This is a genomic window from Nitrosophilus kaiyonis (genome assembly GCF_027943725.1).
GTDB lineage: Bacteria > Campylobacterota > Campylobacteria > Campylobacterales > Nitratiruptoraceae > Nitrosophilus_A > Nitrosophilus_A kaiyonis.
Map to the genome: position 1 here is coordinate 264193 of NZ_AP025696.1, position 16757 is coordinate 280949.

Annotated in this window: 15 protein-coding genes; 9 read left to right on the top strand and 6 right to left on the bottom strand. The window is 26.8% G+C overall.

The window, feature by feature from the left end; all coding sequences use genetic code 11:
- Positions 1 to 3 precede the first annotated feature (3 nt).
- The 7 genes from QML81_RS01340 to QML81_RS01370 all read left to right on the top strand — a co-directional run bounded on the left by QML81_RS01340 (position 4) and on the right by QML81_RS01370 (position 5753).
- Positions 4 to 933, top strand: a complete 930-nt coding sequence (locus QML81_RS01340; protein ID WP_281951393.1) for a PA2778 family cysteine peptidase — start codon at positions 4 to 6, stop codon at positions 931 to 933.
- A 207-nt stretch (positions 934 to 1140) separates the two neighbouring features.
- Positions 1141 to 2238: a tyrosine-type recombinase/integrase gene (locus tag QML81_RS01345; RefSeq protein WP_281951394.1), complete on the top strand. Its 1098-nt coding sequence runs from the start codon at positions 1141 to 1143 to the stop codon at positions 2236 to 2238.
- A gap of 308 nt (positions 2239 to 2546) precedes the next feature.
- Positions 2547 to 2672, top strand: coding sequence for a hypothetical protein (locus QML81_RS01350; protein WP_281951395.1), 126 nt, complete (start codon positions 2547 to 2549; stop codon positions 2670 to 2672).
- A 134-nt stretch (positions 2673 to 2806) separates the two neighbouring features.
- Positions 2807 to 3046 carry a helix-turn-helix transcriptional regulator gene (locus QML81_RS01355; protein ID WP_281951396.1) on the top strand — a complete coding sequence of 80 codons (240 nt, stop codon included), beginning with the start codon at positions 2807 to 2809 and terminating at the stop codon, positions 3044 to 3046.
- A 28-nt stretch (positions 3047 to 3074) separates the two neighbouring features.
- Positions 3075 to 3356, top strand: a complete 282-nt coding sequence (locus QML81_RS01360) for a hypothetical protein (RefSeq protein WP_281951397.1) — start codon at positions 3075 to 3077, stop codon at positions 3354 to 3356.
- Positions 3349 to 4194: a hypothetical protein gene (locus QML81_RS01365; protein ID WP_281951398.1), complete on the top strand. Its 846-nt coding sequence runs from the start codon at positions 3349 to 3351 to the stop codon at positions 4192 to 4194. The genes QML81_RS01360 and QML81_RS01365 overlap by 8 nt, the downstream gene beginning before the upstream one ends.
- Entirely contained in the window at positions 4194 to 5753 is a 1560-nt protein-coding gene (locus QML81_RS01370; RefSeq protein WP_281951399.1) for a DUF3987 domain-containing protein, read from the top strand. Before QML81_RS01365 ends, QML81_RS01370 begins: the two co-directional genes overlap by 1 nt.
- 439 nt (positions 5754 to 6192) lie before the next feature.
- On the opposite strand, the gene QML81_RS01375 is transcribed toward QML81_RS01370, so the two are convergent.
- The 4 genes from QML81_RS01375 to QML81_RS01390 form a co-directional block, all read right to left on the bottom strand.
- Positions 6193 to 6525, bottom strand: a complete 333-nt coding sequence (locus tag QML81_RS01375) for a hypothetical protein (RefSeq protein WP_281951400.1) — start codon at positions 6523 to 6525, stop codon at positions 6193 to 6195.
- A gap of 58 nt (positions 6526 to 6583) precedes the next feature.
- The gene (locus QML81_RS01380) at positions 6584 to 7285 is read right to left on the bottom strand and encodes an SOS response-associated peptidase (protein ID WP_281951401.1); all 702 of its coding nucleotides are present in this window, start codon (positions 7283 to 7285) and stop codon (positions 6584 to 6586) included.
- A 204-nt stretch (positions 7286 to 7489) separates the two neighbouring features.
- Positions 7490 to 7810 carry a hypothetical protein gene (locus QML81_RS01385; RefSeq protein WP_281951402.1) on the bottom strand — a complete coding sequence of 107 codons (321 nt, stop codon included), beginning with the start codon at positions 7808 to 7810 and terminating at the stop codon, positions 7490 to 7492.
- Between the two features lie 203 nt (positions 7811 to 8013).
- Positions 8014 to 9495 (bottom strand): methionine adenosyltransferase domain-containing protein, encoded by a 1482-nt coding sequence (locus QML81_RS01390; RefSeq protein WP_281951403.1) that lies wholly within the window; start codon positions 9493 to 9495, stop codon positions 8014 to 8016.
- A 101-nt stretch (positions 9496 to 9596) separates the two neighbouring features.
- Between QML81_RS01390 and QML81_RS01395 the strand changes: the two genes are divergently transcribed.
- On the top strand, positions 9597 to 11261 hold the full coding sequence (locus QML81_RS01395; protein ID WP_281951404.1) for an N-6 DNA methylase: 1665 nt from the start codon (positions 9597 to 9599) through the stop codon (positions 11259 to 11261).
- A 333-nt stretch (positions 11262 to 11594) separates the two neighbouring features.
- Here QML81_RS01395 and QML81_RS01400 read toward each other — a convergent pair whose 3' ends face one another.
- Both QML81_RS01400 and QML81_RS01405 read right to left on the bottom strand, forming a co-directional pair.
- Positions 11595 to 14561: a UvrD-helicase domain-containing protein gene (locus tag QML81_RS01400; protein ID WP_281951405.1), complete on the bottom strand. Its 2967-nt coding sequence runs from the start codon at positions 14559 to 14561 to the stop codon at positions 11595 to 11597.
- Positions 14562 to 14899: 338 nt separating this feature from the next.
- Entirely contained in the window at positions 14900 to 15343 is a 444-nt protein-coding gene (locus QML81_RS01405) for a hypothetical protein (RefSeq protein WP_281951406.1), read from the bottom strand.
- 601 nt (positions 15344 to 15944) lie between these two features.
- Between QML81_RS01405 and QML81_RS01410 the strand changes: the two genes are divergently transcribed.
- Complete coding sequence (locus QML81_RS01410; protein WP_281951407.1) at positions 15945 to 16682, top strand: tetratricopeptide repeat protein; 738 nt, start codon at positions 15945 to 15947, stop codon at positions 16680 to 16682.
- The last annotated feature ends 75 nt before the right edge of the window (positions 16683 to 16757 follow it).

Genomic DNA, 16757 nt, shown 5'->3' on the forward strand with positions numbered 1-16757 from the left:
ATTATGCTAAAAAAAGGATGGTTTTTAATTCTTATTCCCATCCTTTTTATATCATGTTCAAATAAACTTCCAAATCTTCCTAAAAATATAGAAAATAAAAAAATACTTAATGTTCCTTATGTTTCTCAAAAAGAGTATTTTTGTGGACCAGCTTCGGTTTTAATGATATTAAAATATTGGCATAAAAAAGGAGATATTAAAGATATTCCAAAATATGATGAAATTATAAAAAGGCTCTATGTTCCTTCTAAAAAAGGGGCTTATCAGATTGAGATAAAATCAGCTATAAGAGATTATAATCTTTTATATTTTGAAAAAAAAACCAATATTGATGAAATATTAAAAGCAGTAGATAAAAATATTCCTGTTTTAGTTCTTTTAAATCTTGCCTTTGAAAACTACCCAATGTGGCACTATGCAGTGGTAAGTGGATATGATTTAAGAAAAAGAGAGATTTATCTGCATTCTAGAAAAAAATATGAAGTTTTAAGTTTTTACAATTTTTATAATCTTCATAAAAAAGCTAATTTTTGGACACTTTTTATAGTACCAAATGATTTTGATTTGGATTTTATCTCAAAAAAAGATTTTTTAAGAACTGCAGTAGAGCTTGAAAATGCAAAAAAATACGCTCTTGCAATCAAAGCATATCTTAATTTTTTAAAAAAATATCCTAATGATAAAGATCTACTATTTGGCCTAGCAAACTGCTATTTTCTATCTAAAAAGTATAAAAAAGCAAAAAATATTTATCTAAAAATTATTAATATCGAAAATGACCCTTTAGTTTATAATAACCTTGCACTAACATATTTAAATCTAAGAGAATGCAACAATGCAAAAGAAGCAATTTTTAAAGCAATGAATTTAGATAAAAAAAATTCAAAAATATATAAAAGTACTTTAGAAGAGATTTTAAAAAAATGTAGATAATTGGTGGAGGTGTCGGGAATCGAACCTTATATTAATAATATTTTAAATTTTCTTAATGTTATCTATTAATTTCTAATGTTCCCCAATATAAAGTATTTCGCTAATCTTTCTATTATATAAAGTTTTCTATAATTTTAGTAAGTAATTTATATTTTGGGTAGCAATAGGGTAGCAAAATAAAAAGATATAAATCTTGAAGGGGACAGATTGGCAAGAATAAAGAGCAAAAAATATACAGGAGTATACCTCAATAAGTTATCAAATGGAGATATTAGCTACTCATTCACTTATAAAGATGAAAACGGCAAAAAGAAATGGGTCAATGTGGGTAAAAAATCAGCTGGAATAACTGAGAAATATACTTACAACAAAAGAAATGAATATATCAATAAGGTTAAACTTGGAGAAGACCCACTAGAAGTGAAAAAATTACGCAAAAGTAAACTGTTGAATGAAGCATTTGAACTCTATATCAAAGATAGAGAACTGCATAATAAATCTTTGCATAATGAGATAGCTAGATATAATAACCACATTAAACCGACATTCGGATCGATTCCAATTGCATCTATAACTCCAGAAGCTATACAAAAACTACAAAAGCAAAAAATAAATAGCGGATATAGCTATAAAACTGTAAATCATATAATCAACCTATTATCTACAATTATTAACGTAGCTATAGAATATGGACTATATAAGGGAAATAATCCAGCTAAAAAAGTTAAACGCCTCAAAGTAGATAATGCAAGAGAACGCTTTTTAAATGTAGATGAAATTAAACTATTGCTTGATACAGTAAAAGGCAATCCTACTCTTTATCTTTTTTGCAATCTTGCATTATCAACAGGCGGACGACTTGAAACAATATTAGCAATTCAAAAAAAAGATATAGATTTAGATAATGGAACAATAAAGCTCAAAGACTTTAAAAACAATAGTACTTATACGGGTTTTATAAATAATATTCTACACGCTTTGCTATCAGATTTGTTGCCAAAATTAAAAACAAACGATTATATATTGAGTAATAATAGCACACCTCTAACCTCTAGGCAGATTCAATCACCTCTTAAACCAATACTAGATCGACTCTTCAATCAAGGACTGCAGCCGAACGATAGAAAAAATAGAGTAGTTATTCATACTCTTCGCCACACTTTCGCAAGCCATTTAGCTATTAATGGAACGCCTATTTATACCATCCAAAAACTTATGAACCATAAAGATATAAATATGACTTTGAGATATGCTAAGCTTGCTCCAGATAGTGGACGTAAAGCAGTAAATAATTTATACTCATAAATTATTTTCTACTGCTTACACGGCTATAAAAATACTTTGATATATGGACATATAAAGATTAATTATGAATAGATAATTAAAAATAATCTACATCTGTCCACATACTACTTACAACTCCATAAAAAATTAATGTAGAAAGAATATAGAAATAATGTAGATAAATGCAGTTAATATTATGCAAATACATCTCACGAATATCTTTCAATGAAATTTAGTAAAGGTCAATGTACTTGTATTGTAAAAAAAAACTTTTTTACTAAAAATAAATATATTATGCAACATATAATACTTATATAAAGGATAAGTATTTGCATCTTTTTAAATCTCCTACATGCTCAAGTGGCGCAAAAATTATATTGATAAAGTTATCCTTTAAAAGGGAAAATATGCATAGAAATGTTGGAAATGTACTATTTTATAGACTATTTGTATAAATTATATAAATTCTGAAATTCATACAATACTTTCATTAATACTTATACTGATAATACTATCTTTAATCATGAATTTTTTAATTATTGCATAATCTCATATATAAATCTAAAATAATCTAAAATGGAGGTGAAACATGGAAAATACCACAAAGTTGATCTACGAAGATCTCAAAAATCGATACGGTAGAACAGTTATAGGAAAAAAGGAACTAGCTAAAGAGCTAGGAGTATCCATATCTACCATTGATAATTATATCAGTAGAGGCTATGGAATACCACCATATAAAAAGCTTGGAGCCGCGCACAATGCACGAGTAATATTTAATATTGTTGATGTAGCAAACTTCTTATCTCAAACCATCAAAACAATGTAAAGGACAAAAATTAAATAAGGGGTGAACAATGAATCTACAAAAAATTAGAAATCAGATAAAGCAAAGCGTAAATAGAGATATGACAAAAACTCTACTAGAATATTTAGGTTATAAAATCAGCAGTAATTATATGTTTAAAATTAGAGACGAGAGAACACCATCAGCCTCTATTAGAACAGATGGATATATTAAAGACTTTGGCAGCGGATGGGGAGGCGATATAGTTGCATTTATCCACGAACACCATAACACACCGTTAAAAGAAGCTACTCTTTGGGTAGCACAATGCTTAGGGATAAGATATGAATAATCTACCTAATCCCATTAACCTATCCCAACCGCTGCATAACTCACTACCGAGACAAAATTATACCAATAAAGAGGAAAAGCAAAGCTTTAATCTAAATGAATGGCATATTAATTTTAAAAAAGCATTGAAACAACAAGAAAAGACTGCAAGAAAATATATTGAATTGCCAGAAGGCTTTGTAAATACCACAAGCTTGATGTATGAGCTAATAGATAGGGATATTTGGAGACTACCAAGAGGAAAAGATGTTAAAGATAGATATTTGGGATATAGCAGTAAATATGAAAGCTTAACTATCTCATTATTTAAAGATGATGAGGTTAAGACAATTTGTATAAGAGAAGCAATAGACAAAGAAGGAAATCCTATAAAATGGAAAACATATGGAAGTAAGAGATTTATTCCTTATAGGATTTTTGATGAAGATGACCTAAGCTTATTTGTAGGATATGGAATAGGAGAGTTTTTATTGCTGGAGCTGCTAGAATTAAATTATATGATACTTCAAAGCGATAGCATAGCTTTTAATCTTGCTATTAATCCATATACGCCAGATATTAAAGATAGATACATATTTGCACTGCTTGATAATGATGATAGCTGCAAGAAAACATTAGAGTATTTAAAAGAACATTTTAAAAGCTGCAAAGTGTATCCTATAGATTTTGAAAATATTTTGGGTAAAGAGTTGCCAAAAGGTTATGACTTTAGAGACTTTTGCAATCAAATAGCAAGAGAAATAAGAGAAAATGGCAATTTGCCTAATCCTACAAAAGTAAAAGAAGCAATTTTAAAATATTTATCAAATGAAATTAAATTAATTATAGGGGGAAAATAATGGCAGAAATAATTAAAAATACATTGAAAGAATTAGAGGCACAAGGGGCAAAAACCCTTGAGCCAACAAGCGAGATAACTAGTAAAAGTATAGCACAAAATGAAATGGATAAAAAGGTTGAAAAATATATTAGCAGTGTTATTGACCCCGAATTACTACCATATCCTATAAAGGAGTATTTTAAGGATGTAAGCCAACGATTATACCTACCCTTTGAAGAAGTAGCTACAGCAGGTTTTGCATTTTTGTCCAACCTAATAACAGATAAATTATGCTTAATACCAACTAATGATATATCATATAAAATAATTCCAAACCTTTGGGGATGTATCATAGCTGAAAAAGGAACGAGAAAAACACCGCTTTTTCAAGCTTTTTCTAATCCTATTTATCAAAAACATTTTAGATATGTTGAAATATTCAAAGAAGAGCAAGAACGCTATGAGATGAGAATAAAAGCCCTTGAAAGCAAAAGAAAAGCATTAATTAAAGCAGAAGCCGAGAATAATGATGAAAAGATTGAAGAGATGAAAGAAGCCATTCATAACCTCGAAAAAAAGACAAAGAATAAGCCAAAAAGCCGCTATCTTATATTAACAGATACCACTAAGGAAAAACTTACAGATGTATTATCTACAAACTCTCAAGGCATTTTGATTTTTCAAGATGAGATTACAAGAATTATTTATAGTTTTGTAAAAGACCCAGAGATGAGAAGCCTAATACTTGAAAGCTGGAGTGGTGCAAGCAAACATACTATAGGCAGAATAAACAGAGGCGATGTAAACATTGAAAAGCTTACTATTGGATTATTTGGGGGAATACAGCCAGAACTATATAAACAGCTTGTTTTAGCCCAAGAAGATAATATTGCAAGTGGTTTTAATGATAGGTTTCAGCTACTTTATGTGGTGAAAGATTTTAAATACCAAATAACCGATAAAGAGCAAAATGAAATTATCTATAATGAGTTTAAAAAGCTTGTAGATACTCTTATAGATATGAAACTGGAAAACTATACAAAAGCAAAAGAATATCCATATATAGAAGACCTTTATTATCTGAAGCTAACAGATGAAGCAAAAAAGATATTTAAGTCCTTTATGGAAGGACTTAACAATGAACTATCTCAAGAATATCCGCTTTTAAGAGGATTTTTGAGCAAAAGTGATAAGCTTTTAGGCTCTTTGGCTTTGCTACTGCATACCATAGAAGCTATAAATGAACCAAAAGAAAATAACTATATTAATGCAGACATAATGAACAGAGCCATAGAGATAACCAAATTCTACATCTATCAAGCTATTGAGGCATCACATATTGCTATCCATTTAGAAGAGAAAAAAGAGATTGATTTTGAAAAGAAACGCAATAGAGTTTTAAGCTATACATTGAAACAGAAACTGCCAATTAAGTTAAGAGATATTTATCGTCCTTTAAAAGGAGTTAGCAAAAAGGAAGCTTTACAAATACTTGAGCCTTATTACATAATTGAAAAAGATGGACAAAGCTTCATAGTCAAAGAACAAAAGAATAATGCCTTTGAAGTAAAAAATTAGGTTGACATCGACAAATATCATAATAATAAAGATTTTATGGAAGTTTTATTGTCAACCTTTAAAGGTTGACAATAAGTTGACATATTGAAATGGTTAGAATCAATATGAAAAGTGTCAACTGTATCAATGAGTGTCAACCTTTTTATTACCGACACTAAATGAACCATATTATGGGTATTTTATTAACCTTAGTCAGTGTCAGTAAAGAAGATTTTTTTTATTTTAACTCTACAATATCATTCAATATAACAATTGTGGGAAACGTTCGGTTTTATGGACAAATCCCACAATTCCAACAAATCCTATGTTTCCTATAATTTTCACCTTATAGAAGTGTGGAAAATTTTAAATATATACCTTTTTATTACTAATACTTTAGATAATATATGAATAAACTTCAGGAAATACATTAGTCCAAATCATATGGCTTATAAAGAAGCTATTTATTTGACTTTTCTATAAACTCAATAATCTCTTTTGCCATTTTAAAACCATCAAATATTCCTTTTTTAAGTTCGCTATCTTTTAAATTTTTTAACTCTTTTTCTTTTTTATCAATCTGTTCTAAAAATTCTTGTTTTATCTTTTTGATTTGTGTTAAATAGTATGCAGAAAGGTCTGATACCCATGTTAAAGATTTAACAACTCCTTTTTTATATTTTTCGCTACCATAATTGATATGTTTTGCATATTTATATGGAGCAGTTTTTGAGAATGTTAAATCGCTTACTTTATCTAAAAACTCTTCAACAGTTTTTTTTCTTTTTTCCATACAATAATTATAAATGAATATGAAAAAATATATAAAAAATTAATATTTTGTTAACTTTTTAAAATAAAGATTTAACAGGCTCAATACATTTTTCATCATTATTGTTTGGATTGTTGACATAATCTGAAACCATATATCCTTCCATTTTATTTGATGGATATGGTTTTAGAAGAGATTTAAGATAATCATAATTTTTATAATCTGAATCAAGCCAAACATTTATATCATTAAAATCTAATATTGCTGGCATTCTATCATGCACTTCTTTTATAAGCTCATTTGCATTAACTGTTATTATTGTAGAAGATATTATAACTTCATTGCTTTGTGGTACATTCCAGTAATCAAAAAGTCCTGCGAATGCAAATGTATCTGTATCTTTTGGTTTGTAATAGTAGGGAATCTTTTTTCTTGATTTTGGAATTCTTTGCCATTCATAAAATCCATTTGCTGGGATAATACATCTTTGTCTTTTAAATGGTTTTCTAAAGGCTGGTCTATCTTCAAGGTTTTCTGCTCTTGCGTTTATCATTTTATTTCCCATTGTGATATCATCAGTCCAAAACGGTATCAGTCCCCATCTTGTATATCTATAATGATTAAAACTCTCAAGTCCTAAAGCAGTTGCAATATCTGATTGGGGATAGATATTGTAGCTTGGGGTAAAATTTGCGCTTACATCATCTTTTAAAGGTTTTCCTACTCTTTTTAGTTCTTCTATAATTGTTTTTGTGTTGTAAAAGGTATATCTGCCGCACATGGTACTCCACTTAAAATGAATCAAGATTTTTAATTATTTTTTTTATTTATTATTCTCTAAAATTTTCTCATTTTCAGATTGTAATGTTTTATTTAGATATTTTTCTATTTTTGACTATTTTTAATTTTCTTTCACTTCTGCATTTCTTCATATATTCTGGTAAAGTATGAAATATTACTTATATTCTTAGCCATTAATTTTTTCTTAGTATATTTTAATTATGTCTGATGAGTCTTTCGTTTTGTAATTATCTGTATCATCATTGTCTTTTTCATTAGATAAAGCTTCAAAACAATAACCTAAAATCAATAAGGATATTGGAAATAAAATAACAGCTAAAAATAAAAAACCCATAGCTTGTAATATCTGAAAATAAAATAAACTTGATATTAATGCAAATACTGATGAAATTGCAGTTAAAAATAATGCTATACCTATCAATCCAAGAACTAATATTCTTAATGGCTTAATAATAATGAACAATAATATTATTATTAATATAATAAATTGATCCGTATCACTCATAATAATCTTCCTATAGAGAGTATTAAATAAACTGTGTTAACCACTAAAAACCCTTTGAAATTCATCTTGTATATTTTTGCAAAATTTCACTGAAAATATACAAAGCTTAGGATAAATTTCGCTCCAATTTCTGATTTTTGTATTACTCCATTTTAAATGTTACTTATTATTTATCTTTCTTATTCGGAAAATTATTTTCTTATCTATCTTTTTTTTGATTTTTCTATCTCCTTCATCCGTTTCTTTGTATATTCTGGCGATTGATGAAAGGTAACACCTGCCATCAATTCCGCATATACATCTGGATATTCCCTTTCTAAGTCGTCTAGTGACTTCAATTCTGTCTTATACTCTCTTAATTGCTCTAACTTTTCCAAAAACTCATCATCAAATATCTCCCATGGAAATTTGGGATTTCCCACTTGTCCAAACTTTGCAGTCTCAATATATTTTACTTTCTTTGGATCATCTAAATGAAACTTTTTAATTATTCCTTCTGGAGACATATCTATATTATCTAAAATAAACTCTTCTATTCTTTTTCTATCTACACTCTCTGTTCCAAATGTATAAAGAGTAAAAGAGATTGGCTGAGATACTCCAATAGCATATGATAATTGAACTTCTGCTCTTTTTGCCAGTCCTGCTTTTACAATATGTTTTGCTATCCATCTTGCCATATACATTGCACTTCTATCAACTTTTGTATAATCTTTACCGCTTTGAGCGCCTCCACCTATTCTTGCAGCTCCCCCATAACTATCTACAATAAGTTTTCTTCCTGTTAATCCGCAATCATAAAGCGGTGAATGCTTAATATAACTTCCTGCAGGATTTATAAATATTTTTGCCTTTTTTAAATCATATTTATTAAATATTCCAGATTCAACTATTATTTTTTCAATAGCTGGTTTATTGATTTCTTTAAACAGTGTTGGAATTGATACTACAATTGCATCTATTCCTGTAACTTCTCCAGTTTGACTATCCTGCACAACTGTAACTTGTGTTTTTATATCAATACCAAATATTCTATATCTTTTATCTTTTCTATCCAGCTCATAAAAATATTTAGCAAGGCTTCTTGCTAAATATATAGAAACTGGCAAATACTCAGTATCTTCATTATCTTCAGCATATCCAAACATGATGCCTTGATCTCCTGCTCCAATTGCCCCACCTCCTTTTTCTATACCAACTGAAATCCTATATTCCTCTTCACTTTTGCGCAGATAATAAAAAGGATCATACATCTCTTCATTTGCATATACAGGTTTTTTATAACCAGAGGATTCATTGTATGGCTCACTTTTAGCTAAAGCTCTTTTCCACTTATCAACACCTTCTGCAATCTCAGGACTTTGTGGCCTAAGATTTATCTCTACATCTATATAAGGAAGCTTTAAAGAATCTTCTTTGGGAAAAGGATAATCTTCTGAATAACCAATTTGTCGTATTGTATTAATTACAATTTTTTTTATTTCATCATCTGATAAAGTTATACTAGAATTTATTTCTCCTCCTAGAATTACTTTGTTTCCAGCAATCATAGTCTCACATGCCACTCTGCTGTTTTTATCTTTTGATAGATATGCATCAACAATAGCATCAGAAATAATATCTGCTACTTTATCTGAATGTCCAGGACTTACACTTTCGCTTGTAAATAAAATTTTATCGGCCATTTTTTTTCCTTTCATATTTATTTTGAAATATTATAGGAGATATTTTAATTTTAAAGTTTGATATAATTATGAATACATTATGTATTTAAATAAAGGCTAACATGAAAAGTTTATATGATATAGCTTTATTATTAAAAAAATATCTAGGGTCTAGCTTACATGCTCTTTTATATACATTAGAGCTTGCAATAATAAAAAAGTATTTGCCCCAAATTATTGATGATTTAAAAAAAGAAAAAGATAAAAAGAAGCTATCAGTAATATTAAATAAAGGATATTATGAGTTAAATCTGCCTCATAAAATAACTGAGATAGAAGAAAATTTTCCTATAGATAAAATAGTAAAATATTTAATAGATGCAAAAATAGATTTTAAAAATATACAAGAGTTTATAGAAAAATTTACAATTGAGAAAAAATCAAACGATATTTACAAATATTCTACTCCTATTGAATTAAAAAAGTTAATGGTTGATATACTTGATATAAAAGAGAATGAAACTATTTATAATCCTGCATTTGGTATAGGAGGATTTTTTTTAAATATATCTAAATCAAATAAAAATGTTTCAATATATGGCGAAGATTATGAAGGTATAAATAGAGTAATTGCAGGTCTTACCGCTCAGCTGGCAGGTATTAAAAAATGCAATTTAAAAGTAGGCAATGTTATTACAAATTCATATTGGTGCAATAAAAATGAATGTAAAAAGTTTGATAAGGTAATATGCAACCCTCCAGTTAATGCTCCATTTTCTCCAGATATAATAAAAGATGATTTTAGATTTAGATACTTTGGTATTCCTTCACTAAATGCTTCTGAATTTCTTTTTGTTGAGCATATTTTATCAACAATGAAGAAAAAAGCTGTTATTTTAATTAGAGAATCTTTACTGCAAAGAGGCTCTAAAGAAGCAAAAATAAGAACAAAAATAGCATATGAAGGATTAATTGAAGCAATTGTTCTACTTCCAAAAGGAATTATCCCTTATATAAAAGAGAATTTAGCATTATGTATTTTGTCAAGAAATAATAAAGAGATATTTTTTGTAGATGCAAACAGACCATATTTTATTAAAAGAGTAGGAAAAAGAAATACAATTTATAGAATAGATGAATTAAAAGATATTGTTTTAAACAGATATAAAAAAGATTTCACTTTAAATGTTCCTATTAATAAAATATCTCCGCTATCTTTATCTCCTTCATATTATTTAAAAGATAAAAAAAGTGATGAAGAAATATATTTAAAAGATATAGCAGATTCAATATATAGAGTCCAAAGAGTTTCAAATTATAAAAAAGATTTTTTAAAATATTGTGAAATTGGTTTAAAAGATATTCCTAAATATAACTATATCATAGAATGCAACAATATTAGAAAAGGAGATAAAAAGAAGGTATTAAAATTTGCATTGAAAAAAAATGATATTTTAATTCCTTTAAGAAAAGGGGCAAATGTTATAGGGATTGTAGGTAAAACAGATAAATTATTGATTCCAAATTCTGGAATTATGGTTATAAGGTTAAAAAATATATATGATGCTTATGGTTTGTATCTGTATCTGCAATCAGAAAAAGGGAAAAAAGAGCTTCAAAAACTGTATGATGAAGCTCCAAATAAAGCATTAAATAAAGATCTGCTAGAGACTCTGATTATTCCAAAATATATATTTACCAATGCAAAAGAGAAGTTTGAGAAAATAAAAAGATACCAAGAAAAAATAGAGATACTGAAAAAGCAAATAAATTTATGTCTGAATTGAATTAAATTTATTAATATTATTAGTAATCATAAAATTCAATAAATTTTATTGCTTGTTGAAAAGCTGTATAATCTTAATATCATAAGTCTTTTTTTATGATGTGCTTTATTGTTCGATTCCGCCCATGGCTTCCACTCTCATAATTCTATAAAATCGAATCTTCAAAGCAATTTCAAAAGAGATTTAAGGTTTGACTTCAAATAAAAAAATAACCCATAGGTAACCAAAATTTTATTTTATTTTGAATCATTATATATTTTATTTTACTTCTAATTCAAAATATAAAAGCTGAAAAATATTCGGCATTAACAATTGGTAAGAATTATAATGAAATCAAGAGTTTTTAGTAATTTTTATTACTTCGAAAATTTCTTCCAAATATTTTGCTTCTTTGTAATTAATTTTTTCTCTAAGCTTTAAAGGTATTTTAAAAAAATCAGATCTTTTTATAGGTTTTTTCTCAATAAAAATATCTATCATTTCATCAGATAAAAGCGTACTTTTATCTAATGATAATTCTTTTGTAATTTTTTCTTTTAAATCAAACAATTTCAATTTTAATTCATTATCTATGGATTTTTGATTTAAATTACTTCTTGTTTCATTACTGGTTACATTGTTTTTAACAGTTTTTTTATTTTTCTTTTTTTGAAATTGTTCTGGAATGGATGTAGTATATGTACACCTATGACTTTTAAAATTTTCACAGCCATAAAAAATCTCTCCGTGTCTGTTTTTTCTTTTAACTAATATTCCACCGCATTTAGGACATAATAAAACTTTTTCATTATTTAAATACTTATTTTCTACTTCATAATGGTCATTTAGAAACTCTTTAATAAAAATAGATGGGTTATTCTTGTTAGTAACAATATGTACTTCATCTTTTGCCCTTGTGAGAGCCACATAAAAAAGTCTTCTCTCTTCTGCAAACGGATAATCTTCTATATTAGACATTGCAAGTGTAACAATTGGGTCATTGCTTATCATAGAAGGAAAACCTAATATATCATGAATAACTCTATTTATAATTACAATATCTGACTCTAAACCTTTAGCTTTATGAACAGACATTGGTCTGAATTTGATATGTTGGTATTTTTTTTTAATGTCAGATAAATTAACATTATAAGAGTATTTATTTCTTCCTAATATCAAACAGCTTTTATATTTATCAATTTCAATATTATCTAAAATAAACGATATATTGCTTTCTGAATTTTCGATATCATCAAACCACCAGATAAAAATTTTGGGTTTATCTGTTTTTTTTATTGTTTGAATGTTCTTTTTTATTTGATAAGGATTTTTTTGTATAAATTTTTGTGCTACCTCATTAATTTTATTATTGAATCGAAAAGTACAGTCTAAAGTGATTTTTTCAGTATTGCCAAAAAAGTCTAAAAAATTGTAAAAAATGGAAATATCACCTCCAGCATATCTATTTATTGCTTGCCAATCATCTCCAACTGCTGTAAATATAGTGTCTGTCTTGTTTTTTAATGCTTTAACTAGTTTCGCTCTTGCTACAGAAATATCCTGAAATTCGTCAACAAGTATAGCTCTGTATGTTGATATGTATTTTCCAGATTCTACATACTCTACTGCCTTGTTAATCATATCCTCAAAATCTATAACATTTTCTCTTTTGTTTTTTTCTTCATACTGTTCCATTATAAGGAAGATTATTTTTATAAAAGCTTTGAGCCTATCATCGTTTTTTGCTCTTTTTTCCAATTCATTTTTCCCAATATGCGAAGATTTATAATGTGTTATGAAAGTCGCTATGTTTTTTGATAGTTCATTTACTAATCCTCTTTTATTGAGAGTTTTGAGTGCCTGTTTAAAGCTAATTGGTTTAAATTTTACATTGTAGTTTTTCAATTTATTATATAAGTTCTTTAGAAGCTGATTATATTTCTTTTCATAACTGTATGTTTCTATCATAATAGTATTATATTTTTGGTGTATTTTTCTTTTCCATTCAATTCCTTTGATATATTTTTCTTTATCGATATAAGGGGCTGGATTATTATTTTCATCAATACCAAAATGTTCTATATAAATATCATATTCAGGAAGATAGAAATCTGGTCTATATTGTCTATATTGTCTATTAGCAGTATTAAATTTATAAGAATATTCATAAATGTATTTAATTTGATTAAGATAAAGAAAATTCGCTATTTCGCACTCTTCATAGCTTTTAACTTTTTCATTATTCAATGTAACGATATCATTATTTTTTAGATAGTTTTGATATTCATTTTCTGATTTAAATTCATATTTACTGATATAGTTTGCAAAAGGCCTATAAAAAAAGCTCATAAAATTTTTATAAAACCCATTATTTGTTTTTAATAAATATTTAATAATTTCTTCAATTACTTTTGCTTTTAAAGAGTCATCTTCTGCCCATTTTGCAACTGAAGGTTTCACATCTTCAACTTTAGTAATTATATTCATACCAAGTGAATGAAATGTAGAAATTGACATATTGTCCAAATTTAATCTTTTTTTCACTCTTTCTTTTAATTCTTCCGATGCTTTATTATTAAAAGCCATTACAAGTATTTCATTTGGTTTGAAATTATATTTTTGAATTAAATAGCCTATTTTTGCAACTATTACACTAGTTTTTCCAGATCCTGCTCCAGCAATAACAAGGTTATTTTCTTCGTTTGTAATAACTGCTAATCTCTGATTCTTAGTTAAACGGTTTTTCTCTATAGAATCAAAGTATTTTTTATAAGTGATTAGTTCTTTATCTATGAAGTTTTTATTATGCTCTCTTCTATATCTTTCACTATTATGAACAATTTGAAATAAATTTTCAAAAATTGAACTATTAGATAAAGATTTTGGTAGTTCATTTATGTGGTTTATCTCTGGCAATTTTTGTAATATTAATTTTTTTTTATCTTCTAGTTTTTTCTGTTGTAAGTATTTATTATCTATTTCTTGAAATATTTGATTGAATAAATTTTTTGCTATATGAATATTTTCTTCAAGATATTTTTGAGATAAAACTGATGTCAGAGCATTATATAGTTTTCTCGCATCATCTTTTGCTAACCATTCAATCTTAATTATTCTTTCATTATTTAGCTCTATTTTTATTTCATTCCAAAAACCCCAGATGTTACCTATTGGAAATACTTTTCTTATTTCTTTTATAGGATATCTTTTAATACTTCCAGATTTAATAGGTACCATAGTAAGATAGTTATCATCTACAGATATTTTTGAATAACGAGTAAGTATTTTATTTACAATTCCTATTTGTAAAGTAAAATTCATGAAAAAGCCATTTAGATTAAATGTTTATACAATTTAGGCTGAATATTCTTTTTCATTCTTTATCTCTTTTTGTTTAATAAAGATTTATATTGGCATATTTTCTGTCGATATTATTTATTATTTGACCTTAGTATTTTTTACTCTTTAATACCTGCTTTTTTAAATAATTTGACAATATTATGATAGCAGTTTTCTATAATTAAAAACAAAACTATTGCTTAATTATTAAAATCAAACAATTTTGTTTAATAAAGATAACTTTTTATAAATATTAGAATTAAATATTCAAATCCTGCCTCTATTAAAATACAAAGATACAAAACACAATTGAACTAATCCTAAAACTGAATTTTATATTTATTACCTTTGTTATCTTTTCCTACTCCATAACCATGACCTGTCCATGGATCTACTACATAAACAATATCAATTATTATTCCTTCTCCTGAAACTATAGCGCTCCCAAATTGTTTTCCTGGTTGATTAAATGAAAAACCTTGTGCTATTGCCCATGCATATTGATTGTCATTAGATGCAGCACTTCCATTAATCAATGCATAATTATAATTAGTATCGTTTATGGTAGAATATTCTCCTTTAAGTACTGTTCCATTTGACATCTTTAAAGTAATTTCACCATGTCCAATTCCATAGTCTTTAAAAGAAGCAGTCAAAACATTACCTGTATTTAAATTATATAATCTTGCATGTCTTGTACATCCATTAAAAATTATTAATATGATTATTGAAAATAAAAAAAGTAATATTTTATTAGAAAACATAACAATTACCTTTGATATCTTTTTAAAAAATATTTTCTAATTTAATATTACCTAATTTTTTACCTCTATACAAATCTATTCCTCATATGAAATGATATTAAGCACAATTTTTTGTTTATTAGTGTTTAAAAACTTTTTAAAACTAACTTAAAAGATGCAAAAATTAATGAAGATATATATTTAAAAGATATAGTAAATTCAATATATAGAGTCTAAAGAGTTTCAAATTATAAAAAAGTGTTTTTAAAATATTATAAAATTGATTTAAAAGATATTTTTCAATGTGATTGAGAAAATAAAAAGATATCAAGAAAAAATAGAGATATTAAAAAATCAAATAAATTTGTATCTAAATTGAATTAAATCCAATTTACTAATAACATCCTCTCATCATAAAGCTAAATAAGTTTTATTGCTTATTGAATGGTTGTATAATCTTTAATATCATAAGCCTTTTTTTATGATGTCGCTTTATTGTTCAATTTATTTGATAAATTTTATGTAAATACTTTTCAATCATCTAATTTTTCAAGTCATTTTACTATTTTTTGACTTAAGTAATTAAAATTTTGTATTATAAAAAAAACATAAGGAATAACTTATGGATTTTTCTTCTATACTCAAAAAAATATCTCTTTTTGCAATAATATTTGTAGCTAGTAACTCATTAGCCGATTTTATTGATGATGGAATAAAAGCATTAGAAGCTAGGGACTACAATAATGCTTTTAAATTTTTTAAAAAAGCATGCGATATTAGAGATGGATTAGGATGCAATGAAATTGGGTACATGTATTTTAAAGGCAAAGGAGTTAAAAGAGATTCTTTTAAAGCTGTTGAATTTTATAAAAAAGCATGTAATCTTAAAAATGGACGAGGATGCAACAATCTTGGAGTCATGTATGAGCTAGGCAAAGGAGTCAAAAAAAATCCCTTTAAAGCTGCAAAATTTTATCATAAGGCTTGTAATTTGAAAAATGGAGGAGGATGCTATGGACTTGGACGTTTATATGAAATAGGTAGAGGGGTTAAAAGAAACCCTTTTAAAGCCGTTGAACTTTTTGAAAAAGCATGTAAACTTTGGAATGGACAAGGATGTAGTAATCTTGGTGTTATGTATTTAGATGGGAAAGTAGTAAAAAAAGACCCTTTTAAAGCTGTGAAACTTTTCCAAAAAGCTTGTAATCTTTGGAATGGAGAAGGATGCTATAATCTTGCTCTTATGTATGAATTTGGTATAGGAGTAAAGAAAGATATTTCGAAAGCTATTATGTACTACGGAAATGCATGTGATTTAAAAGTAGAAGAAGGCTGTGAAAATTATGCAAGATTAAAATAGTTTAATATTTGACATATCATCATTTTGGTTCCTTTTAATTAAAATTTTATAAAATTTTTAAATATATATCATTTT

Excerpts from the sequence above, each read along its gene's own strand:
- QML81_RS01365 (WP_281951398.1), top strand. The coding sequence starts at position 3,349 with ATGAATAATCTACCTAATCCCATTAACCTATCCCAACCGCTGCATAAC.
- QML81_RS01405 (WP_281951406.1), bottom strand. The coding sequence starts at position 15,343 with ATGTTTTCTAATAAAATATTACTTTTTTTATTTTCAATAATCATATTA.
- QML81_RS01390 (WP_281951403.1), bottom strand. The coding sequence starts at position 9,495 with ATGGCCGATAAAATTTTATTTACAAGCGAAAGTGTAAGTCCTGGACAT.
- QML81_RS01400 (WP_281951405.1), bottom strand. The coding sequence starts at position 14,561 with ATGAATTTTACTTTACAAATAGGAATTGTAAATAAAATACTTACTCGT.
- QML81_RS01375 (WP_281951400.1), bottom strand. The coding sequence starts at position 6,525 with ATGGAAAAAAGAAAAAAAACTGTTGAAGAGTTTTTAGATAAAGTAAGC.
- QML81_RS01410 (WP_281951407.1), top strand. The coding sequence starts at position 15,945 with ATGGATTTTTCTTCTATACTCAAAAAAATATCTCTTTTTGCAATAATA.
- QML81_RS01380 (WP_281951401.1), bottom strand. The coding sequence starts at position 7,285 with ATGTGCGGCAGATATACCTTTTACAACACAAAAACAATTATAGAAGAA.
- QML81_RS01395 (WP_281951404.1), top strand. The coding sequence starts at position 9,597 with ATGAAAAGTTTATATGATATAGCTTTATTATTAAAAAAATATCTAGGG.
- QML81_RS01360 (WP_281951397.1), top strand. The coding sequence starts at position 3,075 with ATGAATCTACAAAAAATTAGAAATCAGATAAAGCAAAGCGTAAATAGA.
- QML81_RS01340 (WP_281951393.1), top strand. The coding sequence starts at position 4 with ATGCTAAAAAAAGGATGGTTTTTAATTCTTATTCCCATCCTTTTTATA.
- QML81_RS01355 (WP_281951396.1), top strand. The coding sequence starts at position 2,807 with ATGGAAAATACCACAAAGTTGATCTACGAAGATCTCAAAAATCGATAC.
- QML81_RS01385 (WP_281951402.1), bottom strand. The coding sequence starts at position 7,810 with ATGAGTGATACGGATCAATTTATTATATTAATAATAATATTATTGTTC.
- QML81_RS01370 (WP_281951399.1), top strand. The coding sequence starts at position 4,194 with ATGGCAGAAATAATTAAAAATACATTGAAAGAATTAGAGGCACAAGGG.